This window comes from Burkholderia sp. SJZ089, assembly GCF_007828315.1.
GTDB lineage: Bacteria > Pseudomonadota > Gammaproteobacteria > Burkholderiales > Burkholderiaceae > Burkholderia > Burkholderia gladioli.
The window spans coordinates 186,653-212,229 of record NZ_VIUM01000004.1; the positions used below are offsets into that span (position 1 = coordinate 186,653).

Sequence of the window (25,577 nt, forward strand, 5' to 3'; positions counted from 1 at the left end):
TGGCGCGACCGGGCGGGGCTCGCGAAAGCCCGGGAACGTCCTCGAGTACCCGCCTCCGGCGGTGCGCGGCCGATCGTGGGCGGCGGGTTTCAGCGTGGTCGTCGCGGTTCGTCGGTCTTGTTCCTGGCCCGTGGCCGTGCCGATCCGACGCGAGACGGCACGCGGCTTCAAGTGCATTCGCGAAAAATCCCGAAGCCGCGGCCGGTAGAATGGCCGGTTCCCTCCCACTCGATCGATTCGCAGCACGCCGCGCATGACCACCACCTATCCGCTCCACGGCGCCTTCTCGCGCCCCGACGACGCTTTTCCCGAACAGGCCGACGTGGTGATCGTCGGCGCCGGCATCATGGGCTGCGCGGCGGCCTACTACCTGTCGCGACGCGGGCTCAAGGCGGTGGTGTTCGACAAGTCGCGGGTGGCAGGGCAGCAGTCGACGCGCGCCTGGGGCTTCGTGCGCCAGCAGGGCCGCGAAGCGGCCGAGGTGCCGCTGATGATGGCCGGCATGCGGATCTGGGAAGGCCTGGAGCGGGAGCTCGGCACCGATCTCGAATGGCGCCAGGGCGGCTGCCTCTACCTGGCCGACCAGGAGGACGACTGGGCTGCCTACCAGGACTGGCTCGAGGTGGCGCGCCAGCACGGGCTCGACACGCGCACGCTGTCGCGCGACGAGGTCGGCCGGCACGTGAACGGGCTGGCCGCGCCGGTGCTGGGTGGGCTCTACACCGCCAGCGACGGCCAGGCCGAACCGCGCCGGGTGGCGCCCGCCTTCGCGGCGCGCGCGATCGAGGGCGGCGCGCGCTTCTTCGACGGCTGCGGCGTGACGGCGATCGAGACCGCCAACGGCGCGGTGACAGGCGTGCTCACCGAGCGCGGCCGGGTGAGGAGCGCGCGGGTGATCTGCGCGGCCGGCGCGACCAGCTTCCGCCTGCTCGACGGCATCGGCATCCGCCTGCCGCAGCAGACCGTGCGCGGCACCTGCATCCGCACCAACGCGCTGCCGGCCGTCTCGGCCGCCACCATCTGGGGCCACGGGCTCGGCATCCGCCAGCGCGCCGACGGCGCGATCAATCTCGCCGACGACATGACGGTCGACCTCGACTTCAGCTTCGGTCATCTGCGCGGCCTGTCGCTCTACCTGCCGGAATTCTGGAAGCACCGCGAGAAGTTCCGGGTGCGCGTGAACGGCGCGCTGCTGGCCGACCTGAAGCGCCGCCTGGCGGGCGGCCACGACGCGATCGAGCCGCGCGAGCCGCTGCCGCGGCCAAACCCGGCGCAGGGCCCGCGCGCGCTGGCGCGGCTCAAGCGCATCTTCCCGGCGCTGGCGGCCGCGCAGGCGGTCGAGAGCTGGGCCGGCCTGATCGACGTGCTGCCCGACGGGATCCCGGTGATCGACGCGCCCGAGGCGGTGCGGGGCCTGGCGATCGCCACCGGCTTCTGCGGCCACGGTTTCGCGATGGGGCCGATCGTCGGGCGGCTGCTGGCCGAGCTGGTCGACAGCGGCCAGCCCTCGCTGGCGCTCGGCGAATTCCGCGCGCGCCGCTTCGTCGACGGCACCATGAAGCGGCCGCGCAGCATGCTCTGAGGGCAGCCGCGGGCCAGCGCGGCGCTTGGCAAGCGGGGCGCTTCTCGGCATGATGCAGGGCTGTCCTGCCGCGCCGTGCTAGCGCGCGGACGAGACCCCAGGAGGAGCGCAGCGAACGCTGCTACGATGAACCACCCGCGCCGTTTCACCCCGCCGGCATCCCTGTCCGGGCGGGCTCCGCATCGGGCGCCGGCCGCGCCGCGCCGCCCGCCTCCCCGGGTCGCCCGGGGAGGCTGGGCCGCGCTCTGGCTGCTGGCCGTCCTGCCTGCCGCGCATGCCGCGCACGCCGACGGCGTGGATCTCGCCGCCGCCCGTTTCCAATCCCTGCTGAGCTGCCAGCCCGGCGCGCGTTCGCCCTTGCCGGCCGAGCGCGCCGCCTGGCGCGAGGCGGGCTTGTCGATCACCGGCTACGCGCACGACGGCGGGGTGCTGATCGACGATCGCCGCGAGGATCCGGCCGACCGCTGGGAGGAGATGCGGGTGCGCTTTCCGCGCCCGGTGACGATCGAGGGCAATCCCGTCACCGTGGTCCATCTGGCGCGCCAGCAAAGCGGCGATACCGACGCCGATCTCGACCTGAGCATCTACGCCGAAACCAGCGGCGACGTCGGCACCTTCGCCGCGGCGCGCCGGCTCGCGGCGCTGCCCTCGGCGGTGCCGGCCGGCCTCGATATCTCGAACAACCAGGAAGACGGCCATGTCGCCGGCTTCCACGCCGGCTACCTGCGCTGGAGCGCGCCGCTCTCGAAGCGCCAGGCCGACGCGCTGGCCGAGCCGGGCAGCACCTACCTGCCGGGCGCGCACCGGCTGCCGGCGGTGCGCTTCGCCGGCGCCATGGCCGCCGAGCCGGGCCGTTTCGCGTTCGGCTGCGTGGTCTTCGGCCCCGACGTCACGCCGATCGACGGCATGTAAGACCGCCGCCGATCGCGGGCCGCGCCGGCGACGGGATGCGGTGCGCCCCGCCTGGGCGAGCACGCGGCTTGCTCGCCGCGCGGCCGGCGCGATCCTGCCCCGTTGCGGGCCGGCTCCCGGGGGCCGGGGCATGAACCGCGAGCATGCCGCAAGGGCAGGCTCCGGCGCTCGATCCGCCATCGATCCGGGGCCTTGCACGAGCCGCCGTCGGTCGCCGCGAGCCACTGCGAACGAGACGCGGATTCAGACGCAAAACACGACGAAAAACCAACAAACTTCACGTTCTCGCCCCTTTCTCCTTACGCCTGCGTGACAAGTTGAAAAACATCGTGTCGCGCTCGCCAAATCCCGCCCGAAACTCGTTACCATTCAGCGTTTTTTGAAATATCCGGTAAACATGAAAGTTCGGAATGCGAGTCTCTGGGCGCCCGCGGGGATGCGGCGCTGGGCATACGCGGCGGGGGCCCTGGTGCTCGCGCTGGCGGTGCGGCTCGCCCTGCATCCACTGCTTGGGCCGGTGATGCCCGGCACCGCCTTCGCGATCGCGGCGGTGCTGGTCGAATATTATCTGGGCCTCGCGCCCGCGCTCACCGTGATGCTGCTCGGCCTGGTGATCGCCGACTTCCTGTTCGTGCCGCCCTATGGCTCGCTCGACAACTTCCTGGTGATCGAGCGCGGCGACGTGGTGCTGCTGATCTCCTATCCGCTGGTGACCCTGCTGGTGATCGTGCTGGTCGAGCGCCTGCGCCGCGCGCAGTATCGCGCCGGCCTGGTCACCGCGGTGGCGCAGTCGCGCTACGAGATGCTGCTGCGCCAGGACAACGAGCGGGCGCTGGCGCGTCGCGCCGTCGACGAAACGCATCGGCTGCTGCGCTATCTCGCGCAGCACCAGCAGAAACTGATTCTGATCAAGGCGCTCGAGCGCGATGCCAGGCAACGCGCCCAGGTCGGCCAGAGCGTCGACGCGCCGCTGCCCTTCGACGGCGAGGTCGCCCCCGGCCCGCTGCATGCCGAGCTCCATCCCGACGATATCCAGCGCGTCACGCATGCGCTGTCGGCGGGCAGCCACCGCGTGCGGATCCGCTCGGCCGCGCTGGGCGGCGATTTCCGCCTGGCGCCCTGCATCTGCGAGCGCTTCACCACGCATGCCGGCGACTTTCTGGTGCTGCGCACCGAGGAGGCCTGAGATGGGCGCGAGCGACAGCGGCCTGACCCGGCCGACGGCCAAACCCTCTGCCGCCGCGCCGATCTTCGCCGAGGGCGACGGCCACGCGGTGCTGCTGCTGCACGGCCTGTCCAGCTCGCCGCTCGAATTGCGCTACCTCGCGCGCTACCTGCAGGACGAGGGCTTCACGATCTGCGCGCCGGTGATCGAGGGCTACAGCGCCGGCTCGGCCGAGCTGCCGATGGAGCGCTGGATCGAGGGCGCGGTGCGCGAATACGATGCGCTCGCCGCGCGCTACGAACGCGTCTCGGTGGTCGGGCTGTCGATCGGCGGGGCGCTGGCGCTGCGGCTGATCCAGGCGCGTCCCGACGCGCAGGCGCTGGCCCTGCTGTCGCTGACGCTGACCTACAACGGCTGGGCGATCCCCTGGTACCGCTTCATCCTCGACCTGGCCTACTACACGCCGCTGCGGCACCGCTATCGCTACCGCGAGGCCGAGCCCTTCGGACTGCGCAACGAGGCGCTGCGCGCCAAGATCGCGCGCGCCATGGAGCGCGACGCGTTCAGCGAGGTCGGCCCGTCCGAGATCTCGCTGCCGGCGCTGCACCAGGCGAACCGGCTGGCGCGGCTGGCGCGCCGGCAGCTCGGCGAGATCGAGAACGACACCCTGGTGATCCACTCGATCGACGACGAGACCTCCAGCCCGCGCAACCCGAACACCATCATCGAGCGGATCGGCGCGAGCTTCCTGCGCACCATCTGGCTCGACGATTCGTATCACATGATCACTTCCGACAACGAACGGGAAATCGTCGCGCGCGAGACCGCGCTGTTCCTGCGCGAGAGCGAGATTGCGCACGGCGCCGGCGCGGGGGCGCCGCCGGTCGTGTCGAAAGCGCTCGCGCGGCGGCTGCGCCAGCTCGCGGCGGTGGCCCGCAAGACCAAATGAAGCCAGTCCTTTTCCGCTCCGTGCCGGGCGCCGCGAGCCGCGCCGCTACCATCACCCTGGCCGCCGCGCTCGCCTGCGCGGCGCCGCTCGCCCAGGCCGATGCCGATGCCGAATCCGGCAGCGGCGCTGCGGCCGTCGCCGGCTCCGCGGCGAGCGGCGCCTCGCCCTGGAAGATCACGATCGGCCCGGGCGTCTACGTGGCGCCGCAGTATCCGGGCTCGCGCCACCTGAAGGCCTATCCGTTCCCCGCGCTCGACATCTCCTACCGCGACCGCTTCTTCTCGCAGGGCCCCGACGTGCTGGGCTGGAACGTGCTGTCCAGCGGCGACACCTACCACCTCGGCATGGCCGTCAGCTTCGATTTCCAGTCGCGCGACGCGAAGGACGACGCGCGCCTGCGCGGGCTGCCCGACGTGCACGACGGCCCCAAGCTCAAGCTGTTCGCCGATTACACGATCTGGGCCTTCACCGGCGCGCTGGCCGTCTATCGCGACGTGCTCGGCTACGGGCAGGGCACCACCGCCAGCGCCGATCTCTATGCCTCGCTGCCGCTCAATGGCTGGCTGTTCTCGATCGGGCCGGGCCTGACCTGGGCCAACGGCGCCTACACGCGCACCCTGTTCGGCATCTCGCCGGCCGAGAGCGCGGCCTCCGGCCTGCCGTCCTACGGCACCGGCTCGGGCGTGCGCGACGTGCACCTGAACTTCTACATGACGCACGACTTCTCGCGCCACTGGGTCGGCACCCTCAATTCGACGCTCGGGCGCCTGCAGCGCTTCGCGGCCTCCAGCCCGATCACCGAGCGCCGCACCGAGTGGACCACCTTCGCCTCGCTCGGCTACCGGTTCTGAGGCGGCGCGCGCCGCGCCCGGCAGGCGCGGCGATTCGCCGGTAGCATGTGGCCCTGGCGGCAGCGCGTCCGCCATCCCCGGCCACCACCTGATCCCCGCGATGAACGACTCCCTTTCCCTTGGCCGCCTGCTCGCGCAGGCGAACGCGAACCACCAGCCGATCGAGGCGCTGCCCGCGGCCCTGCAGCCGGCCGATGCCGATGCCGCCTACGCGGCGCAGCACGAGCTGATCGCCGCGCTCGGCGGCGGGATCGGCGGCTGGAAGGTCGGCGCCAAGTCGCCCGACGCGCCGCCCGCGGCCGCGCCGCTACCGGCGCATGGCGTGATGCATGGCGATACCGCCGTCTATACCGCCGACGCGCGGCGGCCCTTCGGGCTCGAACTCGAGATCGCGTTCCGCCTGGGCCGCGTGTTCGAGCCGAGCGAGACCGCTTATGGCGAGGCCGAGGTGGCGGCGGCGATCGCCTCGGTGGGCGCGACCATCGAGGTGGTGGCGAGCCGCTTCGCCCGGTTTCCCGACGTCGAGCGCCTCGCCCAGCTCGCCGACCTGCTCAACCACACCGCGCTCGCGGCCGGCGAATTCGTTCCGTATCGCGAGGACCTGCCGTTCCTCGCGCCCTCGCTGTCCTTCACCTTCAACGGCCAATCGCTGTTCTCGGGCACGCCGGGCAACCCGGCGGGCGACCCGCGCCGGCTGCTGGCCTGGCTGGTCAATCACGCGACCGTCGCGCGGCGCGTGGCGCTCACGCCGGACCAGGTGATCACGGCCGGCACCTATGTCGGCCTGGTGCAGGTGGCCGGCAGCGGCGTGGCGGTCGGCCAGATCGCCGGCCTGCCGCCCGTGACGCTGACGATCGCCTGAACGCCGCTTGACCACCGCTTGACCACCGCATGAACGCCGCCTGAACGCGCCCGGATCTCGCCCGGGTTCGCGTTGTCGATCGCCGGCAACGCTCACGCCCGGCGCGGCCGGCGATCCAGCCGGGGCAGGCGGAACGACCGTGTCCAGCCGCTATCGCATCGCCTCGATAAGCATTGCAGCAATCGGGATTTGGCTTGCGGGCCGCCTTGATTACCATCGGCGCTCCGGCCGCGCGCCCTGGTTCGCGGCCGCCGATCAACCGCACTGCGCGAACCCCGGACACCTGACGATGCGACACGGCCACCCGATCCCCCCCAACCACGACAGCACGGCGGACCTGCCGGACGACGGCGCGCGCCGCCGCGACTGGCTCAAGGCGGCGGCCGCCGCCGCGCTCGCGCTGGCGCGCCCGGCGGGGCTGGCCGGCGCCGGCCTGGCGGCGCTCGGCGCGAGCGGCGCGGCGCTCGCGGCCGGCGAGACCACGCTGCGGATCGGCTACCAGAAGTACGGCAATTTCGTGGTGCTGAAGGCGCGCGGCACGCTCGAGAAGCGGCTCGCGCCGCTCGGCGTGACGTTGCGCTGGATCGAGTTCCCGGGGGGCCCGCAGTTGCTGGAGGGGCTGGCGGCCGGCGCCGTCGATATCGGCACGGTCGGCGAGACGCCGCCGATCTTCGCGCAGGCCGGCAAGGTGGACTTCGTCTATATCGGCGCCGAGCCGCCCGCGCCGAAAGGCGAGGCGATCGTGGTGCCGCACGATTCGCCGATCCGCTCGGTGGCCGAGCTGCGCGGCAAGAAGGTGGCGCTCAATCGCGGCTCGAACGTCCACTACCTGCTGGTCAAGGCCCTGCAGGAGGCGAAGCTCGACTATCGCGAGATCCAGCCCGTCTACCTGGCCCCGGCCGACGGGCGCGCGGCCTTCGAGCAGCGTGCCATCGACGCCTGGGTGATCTGGGACCCTTACCTGGCCGCAGTCGAGCGCCAGACCGGCGCGCGCACGCTGCGCAACGGCGAGGGCATCGTCAGCAACACGCAGTACTACCTGGCGAGCCGCGCCTTCGCCGGCGCGCATCCCGAACTGGTGCGCGCGGTGCTGGCCGAGATCGACGCCACCGACGCCTGGGCACGCGAGCACGTGCCCGAGGTGGCCGCCCAGCTCTCGCCGCTGGTCGGGCTCGATGCGCCGACGCTGGAGCTCGCGCTGGGGCGGGCCACTTACCACGTCGAGCCGGTCGGCGACGCGACGCTGGCTTACCAGCAACAGATCGCCGATGCCTTCACGGCGCTGAAGCTGATTCCGGGCAAGCTCGACGTCACGCAGGCGCGCTGGGCGGGGCACTGAAGCGAACCGGGCCGCTCCCTCCCTGGCGGGAGGCGGCCCGGCATGCAACCGCGCCGCCTCAGGCGCTCAAGCTCCCACCGCCACCGCGCGACGCGCCGCGAAATCCCAGCGCAGCGCCTGCCGCGTGTCGACGCGCGCCGGCAGCAGGCCCGCCTTCAGGAAGGTATCGGCGATCTTCTGCTGCTCGCCGAAGTGGGCCGCCGTCACGGCGCGCACCGCGTAGCTGCGCCGCGCGTTGGCGCGCTCGATGGTGGCCGCGTCGAGCCCCCAGATCGGCGCCAGCACGGCCGCGCCCTGGTCCGGATGCGCACGCAACCAGTCGCCGGCCTGCACCAGCGCGTCGAACACCGCCTGCAGCACCGCCGGATGCGCGGCCGCGTAGTCGCTGGCCGCGAGGTAGTAGCGCTGGTACGAGGCCAGCCCCGTGCCGTCGGCCAGCACCTTGACCTCGGGGCGACGATCGACCGAGGCCACGTAGGGATCCCAGGTGATCCAGGCGCCGACGCTGCCGCGCTCGAAGGCGGCGCGCCCGTCGGCGGGCGTCAGGTAGTGCACCGAGACGTCGGCGGGTGCCAGGCCCGCCTTGGCCAGCGCGGCGAGCAGCAGGTAATGGCTGCCGGCCGCCTTGGTGGTGGCGATGTCCTTGCCCTTCAGGGCGGCCAGCGTGTCGATGCCGCTGTCGCGCTTGACCAGGATCGCCTGCGCCGAGGGCGAGGGCGCTTCCTGGGCGAGGTAGACGAAGCGGGCCTGCGCGGCCTGGGCGAACACCGGCACGGTATCGGCCACGTCGGCGCTGAAGTCGACGGCGCCGACGTTGAGCGCCTCGGTCAAGGGCAGGCCGCTGGCGAACTCGTGCCATTCGACGCGCGTGTTCAGCGGCGCGAGCGCTGTTTCCAGCGTGCCGTGCGCCTTGAGCAGCGTGATCAGCGTCGAGGATTTCTGGTAGCCGATGCGCAGCACGCCGGGCGCGCCCTGCGCCCGCGCGAGCGGGCCGGCGGCGGCCAGCGTCAGGGCCAGCAGGGAACGGGAGAAGGCGCGGCGCGTGAGTCGGGACATGAAGCGGATTCCTGGAGACGGGAGACGGTAGGCAATCCGCTAACGTACCGGTTCTGCCTGCTGCAGCGAACCGATCATTTCAGCTATCGATCCGAGCGCCAGGACTATCTCGCGCGGCGTTGCGCGGCGTGAGCGCCGGCGCTTCAGATCTCGACCTGGAAGGCCTTCCAGCGATGCATGCGCTCGCGCAGGTCGAACACCTCGCCGTCGGCGGCGAAGGTGCCGTCGCCGCGATGGTGGAGCACGCGACGCTCCTCGCGCGCGTCGTTGACGGCGGCGGCCACCGCGCGCAGCACGAACAGGTCGTGGCGCTCGGCCAGCGTGTCGTCCTCGATCACGCATTCGATGTTGTAGAGGCAGTCGGTCAGGCGCGGCGGCGCCACCTGCTTCGAGGGCGCGGTGGCCAGGCCGAAGCGTTCGAACTTGTCGAGCTCGGCGCCGCTGCAGTTGCCGATCTCCACCAGGGTGGCGGCCCAGTCGGCGCCCGGCACCGCCAGCACGCATTCGCCGGTTTCGCGCAGCGCCGCGTGGCTGTGGTCCCAGGGGCCGATGATCGCGCCCACCAGCGGCGGCGAGTGGCGCATCACCATGTGGAAGCCCATCGTCATCACGTTCGCGCGCTGGCCGTCGTGGGTGACGACCAGCGCCACCGGGCCGGATTCGAGCAGGCGATAGGTCTTCGAGGGATCGATGTCGCGCAGGGCGGGTTTTCGCATGGAAGTCTCCGAAAACGAGGGGCGCCGCGCGGCTGGCGCGCGGCGTGTCGCGGGATGCCGCCTCAGCGTGCCGCGCGCAGCCGCCTGGCGTCCTGCAGCGGCGTGAGCCCGAACTGCCGCTGGTACTCGCGATGGAACTGCGAGAGCTTGTCGTAGCCGACCGAGGCGGCCACCATGCCGAGGTCGCGCGAGCCGCGCAGCAGCAGGCTGCGTGCCTCGTAGCGCCGCAGCCGCTTCTGGTATTGCAGCGGGCTCATGGCGGTGGTTTCCTTGAAGTGGTGATCGTCTGCAGTTCGGGGCTGGGGTTCGCGGCGATTATCGCGCCGGCGCGCGGATCGACAAATGAGGCGCGGATCCGGAGGATCGTGCACTGGTCGTGGAGTCGGAGGGCGACCGGGGCCGGATCGGGATGGCGCTTCGCCGGCCGAGGCCACGGCCCGGGCTCGTGAGCCTTGTCGGCCTCGTCGCTGGCGTCGGTAGCCCCGGCGATATCGGCAGCGACGCCGCCCCCTGCCGCCGAGGCGCCGCCCGGCGCCCACCGGCGATGGTACATTGGAGCGTTCGTGACTTCGCCGCCATGGCCGGCTCCAGCATGACAGCTTCGATCCTTCCGCCGGGCGGGCGCGCCGGCGAGGCGGCCCCGGCCATCGCGCGCAAGACCGAGGTGCGCATCTGGCAGGCGCCCGAGCTGGCCGCCGAACTGCTGCGCGGCGATTTCCACGATTTCTCCTACGACGTTCACACCCACGACACGGCCTGTTTCGCGCTGATCACCTCGGGCGCGATCCGTATCCGCATGCGCGGCAGCGAGTTCGTGGCCCGCCAGGGCGACCTCTACGCGATCGACGCCGACGAGCCGCACGCGGGCGGCCCCGTCGATCCGGGCGGCTGGCGCCAGCGCACCGTCTATGTGCGCACCGAGCACCTGCGCTCGCTGCTGTCCGACGGCGAGGCGCGCGGCGGCGCGGCGATCCGCGGGCCGATCATCGGCGATGCGCGGCTCAACGCGCTGTTCTATCGGGTCCACCAGGAATCGGAGGCGCAGGGCGACGCGCTGCGGCGCGAGGAGCGTTACCTGCGCTTCGTCGCGCGGCTGTTCGAGCGGCATGTGCATGAATCGCCGTCGCTGGCCGCGCCGGGCGCCGCGCCGCGCGCGGTGCGTCTCGCGCGAGAATTCCTCGACGCGCGCCTGGACCAGCAGGTCCATCTCGAGGAGATCGCCGGCGCGGCCGGCTTGCCGGTGTTTCGCCTGTTCCGCGCCTTCGAGCGCCATCTCGGCATGACGCCGCATGCCTATCAGCGCCAGGCGCGCGTGCGCGCGGCGATCGCGCTGATCCGGCTCGGGCGGCCGCTCGGCGAGGTGGCCGCGGCCAGCGGCTTCGCCGACCAGGCGCACCTGACGCGCTCGTTCCGCCGCATGATGGGCGTCACGCCGGGCGTGTTCCGCGACGCCACGCGCGCTCGGGCGCCGCGCGCCTGAGCGCGGCGGCGCGTGGTTGCGCCGGTCCACTTCGATTCAAGCTCCGGCCCGGCTTGCCGATTCGCGCTCGATTCCCATCCGGCACGATATCCGATCGGGCGCCCCGGCCATCATGCGGTTCCTGCCGCGATCACGGCTTCGCCGCCCCCGCTTGCCTCACTTCAACAAGCCGAGATTCGAGACGATCTTGCCGATCGCCTTGCGCGGGCCCACCAGCGCCACGCCGAGATAGGCGAGCTCGGCGGTGGCCACCTGCGCGACCGCGTCGCGAAACGCCGAATAGTCGGTGGTCTGCTGGCCCTGCACCGGGAAGTCGACCACCTCGCAGCCGGCCGCCAGGGCCTTGTCGCGGATCGACGGCAACCGGGCCGCCTCGGCCGAGAGCACGGCGATGCCGATCGGGATCAGGCCCGGATGCGAGACGCCGTCGGCGTCGACCAGCGGCGGCCCGACCAGGGCCGGCTGGCGCTGGCCGATGGTCAGCGCCAGCACGGCCGCGGCATTGGCGGCGCGCCCGGGCGGCAACTGGCTGTCGACCACGATCACGCAGCGTTCGGCGACCGGCGCCGCGCTGTGCTCGGGAATCACTGGGTTCATGCGGAAATCCTCCTGGAAAGCGATGAGGACCGCATTATTCGATCGCGCGCCGCGGGTGTCTTGAACGCTATTGCAGGGCAGTCGGCGTTTTTCGTTTCTTACGAACTTCTGACTGGCTCGGCGGAACCTTAAGAAAATATTGCGTAATGAAGCGGTGTTTTTGATTAATTGCAACGTTTGCGATCGTCGCGTAGGATTCGAACCAGACCAAAAATCTTATAACCGTCGAATCCGAGGCTTGAAGTGATCCCATTGTATTTGTCATATGCATCGAATTCCGATGCGCCGTCCCGGTTTCATGAAAGTCGGGCGGCTAGGATCACCTCGATGTGAAGCGTTGAGTCCAGCTCAATCCTCCGATATCGGAGTTTCATGTAACCGCTTTGTTGCTTCGATGAAAGTCGGGTGCGGTATTAATTTTTATTCTCGTTGACGCCTGCATTCTTCCAATTCTCTGGCATGGGCGGATGCATTGCCCCATTGCTTGAGATTCGTTTTGCAGGCAGCGCACGACGGAACATACCGGCATTCATAAGCCGCTATCGAATTCAGTAAAGGTGCTGCCATGAATACGCTCCAAGAGGCTCGACCGGCTGCCGCATCACGGCGACCCGGAGCCGCTTCCGGTTCGCATGCGCGAGCCGCGCTCTGTTATTGGCTTACCGGGTTGCCCGGCGCGGGCAAGACCACCCTGGCCCGTGCCTTTGCCGCGCAGTTGCGCGAGCGGCATCGCGACGCGCTCGTGCTGGACGGCGACGAACTGCGTGCTCGTCTGAATCGAGATCTGGGTTTCGATCGCGCCGGCCGTGCCGAAAGCGTGCGCCGTACCGCCGAAATCGCCCGTGTGGCAGTGGATGCCGGCCTGGTGGTGCTGGTATCGCTGGTGTCGCCATTTGAAGAGGACCGGCGGCAAGCCGCCGAGATTGTAGGTGTCGATCGTTTCGTCGAGGTGTTCGTGGACGCCTCGCTCGACTGCTGCATGCAGCGTGATCCGAAAGGCATGTACCTGAAGGCACGCGCGGGTTTGATTCCAGGCTTCACCGGCATTTCCGCTCCCTACGAACGTCCGGTCTCGCCCGGTTTGCATATCGTCACCGATCAGGGCACTTGCGCGGATGGCATCGATCGCCTGATGCGTCATTTCGAGCTCCAGCGCCCCGGGTGACCGCAGCCCCGGCGCCGCCCATGCGCCGAGCGCGATATCTCGCGGCGTGGCGGCGGGGCATCGAACCATGTCTTGTCGATCCGTATCCATGCCGGATCGGAGAGACGCGGCCTCCAGCCACCGCCTTAGCCGCATTTTCATGCAGTGTCTTGCCATTTACCGATCATGTTCATTCTTTTTGGGTCCCCTCGTTCCGGCACCACGCTCTTCAAGGAGGCGCTCAATCTTCACAGCGGGATCTTCATTCCCAATCAAACCACCTTCATCAGTCCGATTGCCCATGTGCTCGGCTGCATCAGCGACTGGGCGGTCGCGCGCCGGCTGATTGTCGAGATCATCACTTCGGCCGACGATTTCGCCGAGGTCCTGCAGCCTTATATTTCAGCAGCGGAGGTCGAAACCGCCGTCACCGGTGCCGAACCGACCCTTGCCGGGGTGCTGAGCGCGATCTACGCGCGGATGGCGCACAACACTGGCCGCCGCATCGGTGGGGACAAGACGCCCGACGATCTGCTTTCGATCCGCAAGCTCGAGCAGGTCGGCCTGCTCGACAGCGATCTGCGTTTCCTCCATATCGTGCGTGACGTACGCGGTGCCCTGTCTTCGCTGAAGCATGTCAGCTGGGCGCCGACCGGAATCGAGGAGTATTTCCCGCGTCTCTGGAATTACACGAACCTCCATCTGTTCAAGACCATGCACGCGCGGGACAACTACCTGCTGGTTCGCTACGAGGATTTGGTCGACGATCCGCGGCGGGTGCTCGGCCAAGCCAGCGAGTTCCTTGGGCTGCCATTCGAGGAGGCGATGCTCGACAGCACGAATCGCGCTCCGGCGCTGCGCTACGACCAAAGCCACTTGAATCTCTCGCGCCCGTTCCTGGCGGAGCGGGCCACCTCATGGAAGCACGAGTTGGCTCCCGATTTTCAGTCGCACTGCGAAAACACCGCTCACGAGGCCTTACAGGAATTCGGCTACCTCTGAGGTCGAGCCGACGCGGCACGGCGCTGGCAATGATCGGCTGGCGCTGCTTCTTCGCGTCAGGCCACCCACAGCTGCCACAGCAAGGCCACATTGAGCGCGAGGATCAGCGCCGTGCTGGCCCAGGTCGCGGCGAGCACCCAGCCGCGGATGCGCCAGCGCCCCATCAGCGCGGGGCTTGCGGCGAACAGCACCAGCGGAATCACCGCCAGCGGCAGTTGCAGGCTCAGCACCACCTGGCTGGCCACCAGCAGCTGCGCCGAACCGTGGTCGCCGAACGCGATCACCGCCACCAGCGCCGGGCCGATCGCCAGCGCGCGCGTGAGCAGGGCGCGCCGGGTCGGCCCGATGCGCAGTTTCAGGAAACCCTCCATCACGATCTGCCCGGCGAGCGTGCCGGTCACCGTCGAATTGAGCCCGCAGGCCAGCAGCGCCGCGGCGAACAGCAGGCTGGCCCAGTCGGTGCCGACCAGCGGCGCGAGCAGGCGATGCGCGTCGGCCAGGTCGCCCACGTCGGTATGGCCGCTGGCATGGAACACCGCGGCGGCCACGATCAGCAACGCCGCGTTGACCAGGAAGGCGAAACCGAGCGAGCCGAAGGTGTCGTAGCTGACGCCGCGCATGGTGTCGGCGATCGCGGCGTCGCGATCCTCGCCGACCGGCACGTGGCGCTTGACCAGGGCCGAATGCAGGTAGAGGTTGTGCGGCATCACGGTGGCGCCGACGATGCCGGCCGCCAGCCAGACCATGCCGGCGTTGCGTACCAGCTCGGTGGACGGCACGAAGCCGCCCAGCACGCCGAGCCAGTCGGGCCGCGCCAGCGCGAGCTCGGCCACGAAGCTCAACGCGACGAACAGGATCAGCGCGGCCACGCAGATTTCCAGCGTGCGATGGCCGCGCCGCTGCAGCGCCAGCATCGCGAAGGTGCCCACCGCCGAGAGCAGCACGCCGGTCAGCAGCGGCACGTGCAGCAGCAATTGCAGCGCCACCGCGCAGCCCACCACCTCGGCGACGTCGCAGGCGATGATGGCCGCCTCGGTGGCCAGCCACAGCAGCACCGTGGCACGCCGCGACAGCCGCTCGCGGCACAGTTCGGCCAGGTCGCGCCCGGTCACCACGCCCACGCGCGCCGTCACCCATTGCAGCAGCATCGCGATCAGGCTGGCCAGCGCGACCACGCTCAGCAGCCGGTAGCCGAACTGCGCGCCGCCGGCCAGCGCCGTGGCCCAGTTGCCGGGATCCATGTAGCCGACCGCCACCAGCGCGCCGGCACCGGCGAAACGGGTCCAGGGCGTGGGCGGGCGGAACTGGCCGGCTGGCGAGGGAAGGGAGGGGATCATCGGATCGGGCATCGGTCGCGGTCCTGCTGCTGAGCAAAGGATAGGCGGGAAAGACGATTCACATCGGACATGTCAGACTCATATTCACGAATGATAATTATTCTCATTCGTGTTTGGCAATTGAAAATGGCGATAAAACCCATAGCCGGCTGTCCTGGAAAACGGGGGCGGGTCGCTCGGGCCCGTGGCAGGGGCAGCGAGCCGCCGCACGCGGGAAACGGCCGGGGCAGCCGGCCGATGTGGCACCGAAGCCATGCCGCACCGGCCACGCAAGGCGCGAGCCCGCTCGCGAAGCGCCGTGGCGCCGACCGCAAGCCGCGCGGGGCGCGGCATACGCAGCGCCCGAGGGCGTGATAAGGTCCCGGTTTCGCCGGCCCGCCGGCCCGCCGGCCCCGAGTCAAGCGGAAACCGTCGACACGATGCGCATTTTTTCCCTGTCCGATATCCACGTCGATTTCGAAGGCAATGCCGAATGGGTGGCGTCGCTGTCGCGCAGCGAGTACCAGCGCGACGTGCTGATCCTGGCCGGCGACGTATCCGATTCGCTGGAGCGGCTGGAGCGCTGCCTGTCTACCTTCGCGAACTGCTTCCGGCGCGTGTTCTTCGTGCCGGGCAACCACGAGCTGTGGGTGATGCGCGACCCGCCCGGCACCACTTCGCTCGACAAGTTCGAGCAGGTGCGGCGGGTGGCCGAGGCGAGCGGCGCGACGCTGCGCGCCGAGCTGGTGGACGGCGTGGCGATCGTGCCGCTGCTGGGCTGGTACGACGAATCCTTCGGCGTGCCCGGCCAGGAGCTGCGCGATGCCTGGATGGACTTCCATGCCTGCCGCTGGCCGCAGGGCTGGACCAGCCGGCATGTCGCCGAGTATTTCACCGGCCTCAACGCGCTCGACGATCTGCCGCGCGGCCGGCCGACCATCAGCTTCTCGCATTTCCTGCCGCGCATCGACGTGATGCCGGCCTATATCCCCGCCTCGCGACGCATGCTCTATCCGGTGCTCGGCAGCAGCCTGATCGAGGCGCAGGTGCGCCGGATCCGTCCCGACCTGCATCTCTACGGGCATAGCCACGTCAACCGCGAGGTGGTGCTCGACGGCATCCGCTATCTCAACAACGCGTTCGGCTACCCGCACGAGGAGCGGATCACCAAGAAGGCGCTGCACTGCGTCTACCAGGCCGACTGAAGCCGCTTCGAGCTGCTTCGGGCCGTCTGCGCCAGGTTCGACGTGACGGTTTCGAAAAATAACTGAGTAACCGTCAAAATATAACTTGAAAAGTTACATCGCATCGCTAGAATGAGCGCTGTCGATGGTGCGCGGCATGCGCGCGCGGAGCGATCCGCGGCATCCAGGACGACATCGATCAGGACGGCCGCAAGCGCCGCGTACGCATCGCATTCATGAGGATTGCAAAGCGATGCGTCGCGCCCGGGGCCACGCGATCCGTCCCGCATCCATCAAACCGAGAGACGGACGGAGGACGGCCAGATGAACGGCGACAACACGGAGCAGGCGGGCAAGGCGGCGCGGGTGGCGATCGTGACGGGGGCGAGCCGCGGCATCGGCCGTGCCACGGCGCTTCGTCTCGCCCGCGATTTCGACGCACTGGTGCTGGTCGCGCGCAGCGGCGAGCTGCTCGAGGGCACCGCCGAGGCGGTGCGCGCGGCGGGCGGCCAGGCGCTCGCGCTCGACCTGGACCTGCGCGAGCCCGACGCGGCGGCGCAGACGGTGGCGCGCACCCTGGCGGCCTTCGGGCGCATCGACGCGCTGCTCAACATCGCCGGCGCGGTGCCGCAGATCGACCTGCTCGAGATGACCGACGCGCAATGGGACGACGGTTTCGCGCTGAAGCTGCACGGCGCGCGGCGTCTCACGGTGCATGCCTGGGAGGCGCTGAAGGCGAGCGGCGGCTCGGTGATCTTCACCTCCGGCAACTCGGCGCAGGCGCCGAAATCGGCCTTCGCGGCGGTGGCTACCGTCAACGCGGCGATCGTCGCGCTCGCCAAGGCCTTCGCCGAGCGCGGCGTGGGCGACGGCGTGCAGGTCAACAGCGTGCTGCCGGGGCCGGTGATGACCGACCGGCGCCGTTCCTACCTGGAGAAATACGCGCCCGCGCATGGCATGAGCGTGGAGCAGGCGATCGAGCAGTTTCCGCAGCAGGCCGGCATCACGCGCTACGGCACGCCCGAGGACATCGCCGAGCTGTTCGCCTTCGTGCTGTCGCCGGCCGGGCGCTGGATGGTGGGCTCGACGCTGCGCATGGACGGCGGCGAGATCAAGGCCGTCTGAGGCGGATCGAGGCCGCTGGCCGTCGCGACGGCCCCGCGGCGCGCATAGCTGCTATGCGTGCCGCTTCATGGCTCGCCGCGCGTTCGCCGTCGATACTGTCGCGGCGGCCCGGCGGGCATGGCGCGACGGCGCCGGACGTACCGAACACGACAACCAACCAAAGTGACCCCCATGCGTGGCGACAGACAGACGACGGAACAGATGGCGGGGCGCGGCGGCGCCGGCTCCGCGCAGGAGGCGAGGACCGCGGCGGCCCTCGCCCAGGCGGGCACCGCAAGCGTGCCGGCCGCACCCGCGAAACCCGGCCTGGCCGGCGAGTGGCCGCTGATCGTCGCGATCGTGCTGGTGGCGATCAACCTGCGGCCCGGCATCGTGTCGATGGGGCCGCTGCTGCCGCAGATCCAGCAGACCTTCGCGATCTCGCATGCCACCGCCTCGCTGATGACGGCGATCCCCGACCTGCTGATGGGCCTGCTCGCGCTGCCCACGCCGTGGCTGGCGCGCCGCTTCGGCCGCAACGCGGTGCTGATGGGCGCGCTGCTGCTGCTCTCGCTGGCGACCGTGGCGCGCGCCTTCGCGCCGAACACCTTCGGCCTGCTGGCGACCACGGTCGGCGTGGGCGCCGGCATCGCGATCGCCGGCGCGCTGTTCGGCGGCCTGATCAAGGCGAAATTCCCCAGCCGCGTGGCGCTGCTGATGGGCATCTACGCCACCGCGCTGTCGTTCGGCAGCACGCTCGCGGCGGCCGCCACCGGCTTCGTGGCCAGCCACTCGGCGTTCGGCTGGCGCCTCGGCGCGGGCGTGTGGGGCGTGCTCGGCATCGTGGCGATCCTCGGCGCGCGGATGGTGGCGCGCTCCGATGCGGGCGCCGCGCCTGCCCCCACGGCACCGGCACGCGCCGCGCTCCGGCTGCCGTTGCGCGATCCCAAGGCCTGGCTCGTCGCCCTCTATTTCGCCTGCGACAACCTGCTGTTCTACGCGCTGCTGTCCTGGCTGCCGCCTTCGTATCACGAGCGCGGCCTGTCGCCCGAGCGCGCCGGGCTGGTGCTGGCCACCTTCATGGCGGTGTTCACGGTCGCCAACCCGGTGATCGGTTCGCTGAGCCGCCATCACGACCGGCGCGGCTGGCTGCTGCTGTGCGCGGCGCTGGCGGTGGCCGGGCTGGCCGGCATCGCCTGGGCGCCGATGCAGCTCACCACGCTGTGGGTGGCCCTGTCCGCCTGCGGACTGGCCGGCGGCTTCACGCTCGGCATGACGCTGCCGCTCGACAACACGCACAGCGCCGAGGAAGCGAACACCTGGAATGCCTTCTCGCTGCTGGTCGGCTACCTGATCGCCGCCTGCGGCCCGTTCGCGGTCGGCCTGCTGCGCGACCTGACCGGCAGCTTCGACGTGCCGATGGCCTGCCTGGTCGGCGTGGGCCTGGCCATGGCCCTGCTCTCGCCGTTCCTGAAGCCGCGCGAGTTGCGCGCCGGCGCCTCGCACTGAAGCCAGGCGATCGCGCGGCGCCGGTCGCCCGCCGCGCGAAACCGTTGCATCCGCAACCACTTCCGCGCATCCCGGGCGCCGCCGCGCGTGCCGGCCGATAGCCCCCTTTCCCGCCCGTCCGGGCATCCCTGTCGATTGCCTCCAGACCTGCAATAATCCGAGCGCGTTCGGCGCGCCGGTGCCGGCGCGGGCGCCGCCACCGATCCGGTTTTCGTGTCAGGCAGGGTTCATGAAGGGCAATATCGACCATCCGCTGCGGCTGTTCCTCGAGATCGCGAACCGCGGGTCGCTGTCGGCCGCGGCCGAGGCGCTGTCGCTGTCGCAATCGGGATTGAGCCGGCAACTGGCCGCGCTCGAGCGCCATGTCGGGCAGCCGCTGTTCGTGCGGCACGGCCGCGGCGTCGAGCCGACCGACGCGGGGCGCCGCCTGCTCGAAGCCGCGCGGCCGGCCTACCAGGCGATCGACGATGCGGTGATGCAGTTGCGCGAGCGTCACGGCCTGACCGCCGGCAACCTCAATGTCGCCACCGTGCACACGCTCGGCCACGACTTCGTCTCGGAGATCGTCGCGCGCTTCATGCGGCAGCGTCCCGACGCCAGCGTCTCGCTGCTGGAGCGCAGCTCGCCGGGCGTGGCGGAGATGGTGGAGGGCGGCGGCGCCGAGATCGGTTTCGTCTACGACGCGGCGGTGGCCTCCGACCTGCTCGAGATCACGCCGCTGTTCGACGAGGAGATGGGTTTCGTGGTGCACCAGAGCTCGCGCTTCGCCTTGCTGGCGGCCATCACGCTCGACGCGCACACGCTGCCGCTGATCGTGTTCCCGCCCAGCTACGCGCTGCGCCGCATGCTGCACGGTCGCGCCTTCGATGCCAAGGTGGCCGCCGAGGTCGACTCGATGGACGCGATGCTGAAGCTGGTCTCGCTGACCAACGGCCAGTGCATCCTGCCGATGCGGATCCCGTCGCGCCTGCTCGGCGAATACGGGCTGACGCGAATCCCGATCGCCGCGCCGGTGATGCACCGGCGCATCGTCGCGGTGACGCGGCGCGAGCGGCCGCTGTCGGCGCTGGCCGCGCTGCTGCTGGCGATCGCGCGCGAGCTGGCGGCCGCAGCCTGAGCGAGCCGGCCTGAGCGCCCACTCAAGCGCGTCCACTCAAGCTCACCGGCTCAAGCGCGTCGGTTCAAGCGTGCCGGGTTCAGCGGGTGCCGGCCGGCTCGGCGTCGGCCGCGCGCGGTGCGTCGGCCGCCTTGGCGGCGCCGTCCGCCTGCATGAGCGAGGCGGCCGGCTTGGCCGCCCGGGCCGCGCCCGCCGCCGCCGCGGATTCCGCCTCGCGCCGCGAGGCCGCCGCGGCCTCCATCATGCCGCGCATGTCGAAGCCGGAAGGATGCTGGTAGACGCGCAGCCCGAACTCGGGCAGCACGGCGAGCAGGTGATCGAAGATGTCGCCCTGGATGGTCTCGTAGTCGAGCCAGGTGGTGGTGTCGGTGAAGCAGTACAGCTCCATCGGGATGCCCTCGGCCGTCAGCGGCAACTGGCGCGCCATGCGCGTCATGCCGCGATGGATGCGCGGGTGGCGCTGCAGGTAGCTGTCGCAATAGGCGCGGAAGGTGCCGAGGTTGGTCAGCTGGCGGCGATTGCCCATCCACTCGCCGTCGGCGCCGAGCGCGCCGTTCCATTCGGCCAGCGTGTCGCGCTTGCCCGCCAGGTAGTCCTTCAGCAGCGTGAAGCGCTCCAGCCGCGCGATCTCCTCGGGGCTCAGGAAGCGCACGCTGCTCGCGTCGATGAACAGCGCGCGCTTGATGCGTCGCCCGCCCGATTCGGTCATGCCGCGCCAGTTCTGGTAGCTCTCGGTGATCAGCTTCCAGGTCGGGATGGTGATGATGGTGCGATCGAAGTTGGCCACCTTCACGGTGTTCAGCGTGATGTCGATCACGTCGCCGTCGGCGCCCGCGCTCGGCATGGTGATCCAGTCGCCGATCCGCAGCATGTCGTTGGAAGACAGCTGCACGCCGGCCACCAGGCCCAGGATGGTGTCCTTGAAGATCAGCATCAGCACCGCCGACATCGCGCCGATCCCCGACAGCAGCAGGCCGATCTGCTTGCCGGTGATGGTGCCGATCACCACCAGCGCGGCGGTGATGTACATCACCAGCTTGATCAGCTGCATCGCGCCCTTGAGCGACAGCGTGGGCCGCTCGCGCGGCTGGGTGCGGTGCAGGTGCTCGGCGGCCGACAGCACCGCGCCGATCGTCATCGCCACCAGGAACACCACGATCGCGAACAGCAGCTTGTCGACGATCTGCGCGGCCGATTCGGGAATGTTCGGGATCGAGCGGAAGCCGAGCTGGAACACCACGAAGGGCACCAGGCGCGAGAGCCACTTGAAGGCGCCGAACTGGAACAGCACGTCGTCGAAGCGGGTGGGGGTGCGCGCCGCGAACTTCGCGACCACGCGGAACAGCACGAAGCGCACCGCCAGGGCGATCGCGCAGGAGGCGGCCAGCAGGATCAGACAGCCGACGAGGGGGGCAAACCAGATGGCATTCATTGAATCGAGGAAAAACGGTGAACGGGTGGTGCGGTAGTGCGAACCTGCCTGGCGCCGGCTCGGCCGGCTTGGCGCAGGGCGTCTGTAAGGGACCGCGGATCCGGCGCCGGGTTCCGATACTTTTTACCGATCGCCGCCGGGCGCGGCTTCGCGCGCCGGCTCGCGGGCGCCGGGCGCGATCGTACCCGTTTTTTGACGCCGCTTGCCGCCGGTGCCGGGCTCGCTTAACGTGTGCGCTTCCCGCGCGAGCGCGACGCCTGAGAACAGGCGGTGCGCGCCGGCAATCACGAGGAGGCGTTGCGATGACTCTTGCGGTATGCGATGCGGCACGAACGGCGGCCTGCCTGCCGTTCGGGCCCCTGGTGGACGCGCTCGCGGTGGCCGCGCGCGACGCGGCCGAAGGCCGGATCCTGAGCCCGGCGCGGCTGGCGGTGCCGCTGCGCGAGGGCGGCGTGATGCTGTCGATGCCGGCCGCGGCCGACGACATCGCGATCCACAAGCTGGTCAATGTCTGCCCGGGCAACCGCGAGCGCGACCTGCCGACCATCCACGGCCAGGTGGTGGCCTACGATCCCGGCAGCGGCGAGGCGCTGGTCTCGCTCGACGGGCCGACCGTCACCGGGCGGCGTACCGCCGGCATCACCATGCTGGGCGCGCGCACCTTCCTGGCGGCCGCGCCGCGCGAGGTGCTGCTGTACGGCATCGGCACCCAGGCCGCGCATCACCTCGACGCGCTGGCCGAGCTGTATCCCGAGGCGCGCGTGCGCGTGAAGGCGCGCTCGGTGGAGCGCGCGGCGGCCTTCTGCGCGCGCTGGCGCGAGAGCCTGCCCGGCATCGAGCCGTTCGGCGAGGCGCCGGTGCCCGATTCGGTCGACCTGGTGATCGCCGCCACCACCAGCGCCACGCCGGTCTATCACGAGGCGGCGCGCGCCGGGCGCCTGGTGGTGGGCGTCGGCGTGTTCACCGCGGATCGCGCCGAGATCGCCGCGCGGACCGTGAACGGCAGCGCCCTGTTCGTCGACGATCCCGACGGCGCGCATCACGAGGCCGGCGACCTGATCCTGGCCGGCGTCGACTGGGCGCGCGTCGGCTCGCTGGCCGGCGCGATCGTGGCGGCGGAGCAGGCCGGCGGCCGCGCCGAGGCGGAGCAGCCGGTGCTGTTCAAGAGCGTCGGTTGCGCGGCCTGGGACCTGGCCGCCGGCCGCGTCGCGCTCGCTACGCACGCCCGGACGCAGGGCTGAACGCCGGCGCCTGCCCGGCAGCGCCGCGCCCTCAGCGCCGCGGGCGCAGGAAGGGCAGGCGCGCGGCCAGCGGCCCGTAGAGCTTGGCGACCAGGTAGAGCAGGCCGATCGCGACCGCGTCGGCGGTCAGCCCGAGCGGCACGTCGAGATAACCGTCGGTCTGCCAGTACAGCACCGAATCCACCGACAGCGAGATCCCCGTGCCGGCCACGAAGCAGAGCAGGCCCTGGCGGCCGATCGTGCCGATCCACGGCATCGCCCGCGCCACCTTGTGCATCCAGCCCAGGTGGACCAGCTTGGCGGCCAGCCAGGCGATCGCCAGGAAGTTGAGCAGGCGCACCGCGCCGAGGTTCTGCTTGATCGCCGGATCGGTCGGGAACGGCTCGATGCGCAGCCGGTAATAGGCGCCCGCGGCCACCACGGCCACCGCCAGCGCCGTCACCAGCACCCCGCGCGGCTGCCGCGAGAGCGCCGCGTAGACCGGCTGGCAGCGGCACAGCGCGCCGAGCACGAACAGGAACTGCCAGGCGAAGGGATTGAAGTCCCAGGGCATGCCGTCGACGCCCGGCAGGTAGCCGGCGATGCGCCGCGCGGAGAGCCAGCCCAGCAGGCTGATCGCCAGCAGCAGCCAGGGCTTGCCGCGCGCCAGCGGCAGCGCCAGCGGCACCAGCGCCGCGAAGATCGCGTACATCGGCAGCACCGAGGCGAGGTAGGGCTGGCGGCGGAACAGCAGGATGTCGCGCAGCGCCGCGAGCGGCTTGTGCAGCAGCCCCTCCAGGTCGTTGGTCGGCATGTTCGGGCCGTCGATCGCGAGCGCGTTGAGCGCCGCCGTGATCAGCAGCATCAGCCCGGCGGTGATCAGGAAGGCGCGGTAGATCTCGAAGGCGCGGCGGATGAAGCGCTGGCGCGCGACCGCCTCGGTCTGGCGCTCGGCCAGCGAGTTGTAGGCGATCGCGGTGGCGAAGCCGCCCAGGAACACGAACACCTCGGCCGCGTCGCACAGCGCGTAGGCGTGCAGCGTCACGCGCGACAGGATGCTGCCGCCGATATGGTCGACCACGATCACCAGCAGCACCAGCCCGCGAAAGAAATCGAGCTCGGCGAAACGGCCGGCGCGCGGCGCCGGCGCATGGGCGGGTGCGTTCATGCGCGAGGGCGCCGGCGGGCGCGGAAACGGGCAGCGGAAGAAGGCGCGCGGACGATGGCGGCGCGCGACGGAAAACTCGGCATGAAGCGGACGGCGGGGAGCGGAAACGGACGTGATTGTGCCATCGTTGCGGGGGCATCGACGGTTCGCGCGGCGCGGCTCGATCCGCACCAGCCTGGCGCATCGTCGGCGCGGCGCGCCGCGACTCGCGCGGGGCCGCGCCGGCAGCCCGCGCGGGCGCCCCCGGCGGCCCTTCCCGGCGCTTGCCCGAAAGGGCGCGGCAAGCGTTGCGCAAGCCGGGCCGAAGCGCTTGCGCAAGCCCGAGTTGGTAATGCGCAACGACCACGTTTGCCGCCCCGAACGACGTGGACGGCGTGATTCGGCCGTGACACACTTTGCTCCGTGATTCGCGCAGCCGGCGTGCCGACCGGGCCGCGCATCGCCAACTCGAGGTCCAACGGACGACGCTCGCGTCGAGCACTCCGGCGGGCATTCCAGTTTTCCGGTTCGGAGACTGTCGACGATGAACAAGTTCCTGCTGCCCGTCGCTGCCGTCGCGATGACGCTGGCCGCACCCGCCTGGGCGCAGTCCAGCGTCACGCTCTACGGCGTGATCGACGAAGGCGTCAACTATACGAACAATGTCGGCGTAAACGGCACCAACCGCAGCGTCTACGCGCTGGCCAGCGGCTTTGCCCAGCGCAGCAGCTGGGGCCTGCGCGGCGCCGAGGACCTGGGCGGCGGCCTGAAGGCGATCTTCGCGCTCGAGAACGGTTTCGACCTGAGCAACGGCACGCTCAGCGACGGCGGCCGGATGTTCGGCCGCCAGGCTTTCGTCGGGCTCACCCACGCGCAATACGGCGCGCTGAGCTTCGGCCGCCAATACGATTCGGTGGTCGACTACCTCGCGCCGCTGACGGCGGCCGGCAGTTGGGGCGGCATGCTGATGTCGCATCCGTTCGACAACGACAACGCCGACAACACGGTGCGCGCCAACAATGCCGTCAAGTACGCCAGCCCCGATTTCGGCGGCCTGAGCTTCGGCGGCGTCTACAGCTTCAGCAACGAGACCGGCTTCGCCAACAATCGCCAGTACAGCGCCGGGGCGCGTTACGCGTTCGGCGGCCTGCAGGTCGGCGCGGCGTATCTGCAGGCCGACAACCCCGGCCGCACGGCCGACGGCGCGGTGGCGAGCAACGACGCCAATTTCACGGCCGATCGCCTGCGCATCTTCGGCGGCGGCGTGAACTACACCTTCGGCGAGACCACGGTCGGCTTCGTCTACACCAAGACCGACCTGAAGAACCCGGTCGCCATCGCCTACCTGCCCTCGGGCACGCTGTCGGGGCTCGGGCTGACCGCCACCAAATTCGACAACTTCGAGATCAACGGCAAGTACCAGCTCACGCCGGCCTTCTTCGTCGGCGCGCAATACACCTACACCAGCGGCACCTTCGACGCGGCCGACGGCAGCGCCAAGCCGCATTACCACACGGTCGGGCTGATGGCCGACTACAGCCTGTCCAAGCAGACCGACGTCTACCTGCAGGGCGCCTGGCAGCGCGTGGGCGGCGCCGCCTCGGGCAGCGTGTTCGACGGCGCCTACCTGGTCGGCACCGACGGCCCCTCGGCCTCGTCGAGCCAGTTCTCGGTGCGCGCGGCGATCCGGCACAAGTTCTGATCCGGCAAGCGGCGGGGCGCTGGCCGGCGCCGTTCGCCGCTTGCCGCGCCGATTTCCCTTTCCTCTGACGCGTCGATCCGGCGAAGCCTGCCGGCGACGCGTTTTTGTTTTCATCTCGATCGCAACTAACGGTCTGCGGCGCCAAGCCACCGCCAACGGCGCTGCGCGCCGGCCGATCAGTCCGGCAAGCC

At 70.5% G+C, this 25,577-nt stretch carries 23 protein-coding genes; 16 read left to right on the plus strand and 7 right to left on the minus strand.

Translation table 11 applies throughout. The features are described 5' to 3' along the window. Nucleotides 1-253 precede the first annotated feature (253 nt). The 7 genes from FB600_RS09115 to FB600_RS09145 all read left to right on the plus strand — a co-directional run bounded on the left by FB600_RS09115 (nt 254) and on the right by FB600_RS09145 (nt 7,660). A complete protein-coding gene (locus FB600_RS09115; RefSeq protein WP_096750842.1) occupies nt 254-1,582 on the plus strand; it encodes an NAD(P)/FAD-dependent oxidoreductase in 1,329 nt (442 codons plus the stop codon). Nucleotides 1,583-1,708: 126 nt separating this feature from the next. Then, nucleotides 1,709-2,494, plus strand: a complete 786-nt coding sequence (locus tag FB600_RS09120; protein WP_145756583.1) for a hypothetical protein — start codon at nt 1,709-1,711, stop codon at nt 2,492-2,494. Nucleotides 2,495-2,891: 397 nt separating this feature from the next. After that, a complete protein-coding gene (locus tag FB600_RS09125; RefSeq protein ID WP_096750843.1) occupies nt 2,892-3,680 on the plus strand; it encodes a DUF4118 domain-containing protein in 789 nt (262 codons plus the stop codon). Between the two features lies 1 nt (nt 3,681). Continuing rightward, entirely contained in the window at nt 3,682-4,608 is a 927-nt protein-coding gene (locus FB600_RS09130; RefSeq protein ID WP_098152017.1) for an alpha/beta hydrolase, read from the plus strand. Continuing rightward, nucleotides 4,605-5,459 carry a MipA/OmpV family protein gene (locus FB600_RS09135; protein WP_096750844.1) on the plus strand — a complete coding sequence of 285 codons (855 nt, stop codon included), beginning with the start codon at nt 4,605-4,607 and terminating at the stop codon, nt 5,457-5,459. Before FB600_RS09130 ends, FB600_RS09135 begins: the two co-directional genes overlap by 4 nt. Nucleotides 5,460-5,559: 100 nt before the next feature. Continuing rightward, nucleotides 5,560-6,321 carry a 2-keto-4-pentenoate hydratase gene (locus tag FB600_RS09140; RefSeq protein ID WP_096750845.1) on the plus strand — a complete coding sequence of 254 codons (762 nt, stop codon included), beginning with the start codon at nt 5,560-5,562 and terminating at the stop codon, nt 6,319-6,321. Nucleotides 6,322-6,610: 289 nt separating this feature from the next. Further along, nucleotides 6,611-7,660 carry a sulfonate ABC transporter substrate-binding protein gene (locus tag FB600_RS09145; protein ID WP_244107684.1) on the plus strand — a complete coding sequence of 350 codons (1,050 nt, stop codon included), beginning with the start codon at nt 6,611-6,613 and terminating at the stop codon, nt 7,658-7,660. A gap of 66 nt (nt 7,661-7,726) precedes the next feature. On the opposite strand, the gene FB600_RS09150 is transcribed toward FB600_RS09145, so the two are convergent. The 3 genes from FB600_RS09150 to FB600_RS38060 all read right to left on the minus strand — a co-directional run bounded on the left by FB600_RS09150 (nt 7,727) and on the right by FB600_RS38060 (nt 9,971). After that, on the minus strand, nt 7,727-8,716 hold the full coding sequence (locus tag FB600_RS09150) for an aliphatic sulfonate ABC transporter substrate-binding protein (protein WP_098182783.1): 990 nt from the start codon (nt 8,714-8,716) through the stop codon (nt 7,727-7,729). A gap of 143 nt (nt 8,717-8,859) precedes the next feature. Beyond that, complete coding sequence (locus tag FB600_RS09155) at nt 8,860-9,432, minus strand: flavin reductase family protein (protein WP_145756585.1); 573 nt, start codon at nt 9,430-9,432, stop codon at nt 8,860-8,862. A gap of 62 nt (nt 9,433-9,494) precedes the next feature. Beyond that, nucleotides 9,495-9,971, minus strand: a complete 477-nt coding sequence (locus FB600_RS38060) for a helix-turn-helix domain-containing protein (RefSeq protein ID WP_315898300.1) — start codon at nt 9,969-9,971, stop codon at nt 9,495-9,497. 53 nt (nt 9,972-10,024) lie between these two features. On the opposite strand from FB600_RS38060, the gene FB600_RS09165 reads away from it, so the two are divergent. Beyond that, nucleotides 10,025-10,912, plus strand: coding sequence for a helix-turn-helix transcriptional regulator (locus tag FB600_RS09165; RefSeq protein WP_186022098.1), 888 nt, complete (start codon nt 10,025-10,027; stop codon nt 10,910-10,912). Nucleotides 10,913-11,068: 156 nt separating this feature from the next. Here the strand turns inward: FB600_RS09165 and FB600_RS09170 are convergent, their stop codons facing one another. After that, nucleotides 11,069-11,509: a DUF2000 domain-containing protein gene (locus FB600_RS09170; protein WP_013689973.1), complete on the minus strand. Its 441-nt coding sequence runs from the start codon at nt 11,507-11,509 to the stop codon at nt 11,069-11,071. A gap of 565 nt (nt 11,510-12,074) precedes the next feature. Between FB600_RS09170 and cysC the strand changes: the two genes are divergently transcribed. Together cysC and FB600_RS09180 are read left to right on the plus strand one after the other, a co-directional pair. Then, nucleotides 12,075-12,674 (plus strand): adenylyl-sulfate kinase, encoded by a 600-nt coding sequence (gene cysC / locus FB600_RS09175; protein WP_096750851.1) that lies wholly within the window; start codon nt 12,075-12,077, stop codon nt 12,672-12,674. A gap of 165 nt (nt 12,675-12,839) precedes the next feature. Next, nucleotides 12,840-13,655, plus strand: a complete 816-nt coding sequence (locus FB600_RS09180) for a sulfotransferase family protein (RefSeq protein WP_047838690.1) — start codon at nt 12,840-12,842, stop codon at nt 13,653-13,655. A gap of 56 nt (nt 13,656-13,711) precedes the next feature. Here the strand turns inward: FB600_RS09180 and FB600_RS09185 are convergent, their stop codons facing one another. After that, entirely contained in the window at nt 13,712-14,992 is a 1,281-nt protein-coding gene (locus FB600_RS09185; RefSeq protein WP_227742840.1) for an Nramp family divalent metal transporter, read from the minus strand. A gap of 419 nt (nt 14,993-15,411) precedes the next feature. Between FB600_RS09185 and FB600_RS09190 the strand changes: the two genes are divergently transcribed. From FB600_RS09190 to FB600_RS09205, 4 genes are all read left to right on the plus strand, one after another. Further along, nucleotides 15,412-16,176 (plus strand): metallophosphoesterase, encoded by a 765-nt coding sequence (locus tag FB600_RS09190; RefSeq protein ID WP_096750853.1) that lies wholly within the window; start codon nt 15,412-15,414, stop codon nt 16,174-16,176. A 303-nt stretch (nt 16,177-16,479) separates the two neighbouring features. Further along, nucleotides 16,480-17,280 (plus strand): SDR family oxidoreductase, encoded by an 801-nt coding sequence (locus FB600_RS09195; protein WP_096750854.1) that lies wholly within the window; start codon nt 16,480-16,482, stop codon nt 17,278-17,280. Between the two features lie 171 nt (nt 17,281-17,451). Then, nucleotides 17,452-18,768 (plus strand): CynX/NimT family MFS transporter, encoded by a 1,317-nt coding sequence (locus FB600_RS09200; RefSeq protein WP_227744009.1) that lies wholly within the window; start codon nt 17,452-17,454, stop codon nt 18,766-18,768. A gap of 229 nt (nt 18,769-18,997) precedes the next feature. Continuing rightward, nucleotides 18,998-19,885 (plus strand): LysR family transcriptional regulator, encoded by an 888-nt coding sequence (locus FB600_RS09205; RefSeq protein ID WP_145756589.1) that lies wholly within the window; start codon nt 18,998-19,000, stop codon nt 19,883-19,885. 79 nt (nt 19,886-19,964) lie between these two features. On the opposite strand, the gene FB600_RS09210 is transcribed toward FB600_RS09205, so the two are convergent. Next, complete coding sequence (locus FB600_RS09210) at nt 19,965-21,317, minus strand: mechanosensitive ion channel family protein (RefSeq protein ID WP_145756591.1); 1,353 nt, start codon at nt 21,315-21,317, stop codon at nt 19,965-19,967. Between the two features lie 302 nt (nt 21,318-21,619). On the opposite strand from FB600_RS09210, the gene lhpI reads away from it, so the two are divergent. Further along, entirely contained in the window at nt 21,620-22,558 is a 939-nt protein-coding gene (gene lhpI, locus FB600_RS09215; RefSeq protein ID WP_098152035.1) for a bifunctional Delta(1)-pyrroline-2-carboxylate/Delta(1)-piperideine-2-carboxylate reductase, read from the plus strand. A gap of 31 nt (nt 22,559-22,589) precedes the next feature. Here lhpI and FB600_RS09220 read toward each other — a convergent pair whose 3' ends face one another. Beyond that, a complete protein-coding gene (locus FB600_RS09220) occupies nt 22,590-23,705 on the minus strand; it encodes an OpgC domain-containing protein (RefSeq protein WP_013689982.1) in 1,116 nt (371 codons plus the stop codon). Between the two features lie 523 nt (nt 23,706-24,228). On the opposite strand from FB600_RS09220, the gene FB600_RS09225 reads away from it, so the two are divergent. Further along, a complete protein-coding gene (locus FB600_RS09225) occupies nt 24,229-25,386 on the plus strand; it encodes a porin (RefSeq protein ID WP_145756593.1) in 1,158 nt (385 codons plus the stop codon). Nucleotides 25,387-25,577: the final 191 nt, after the last annotated feature.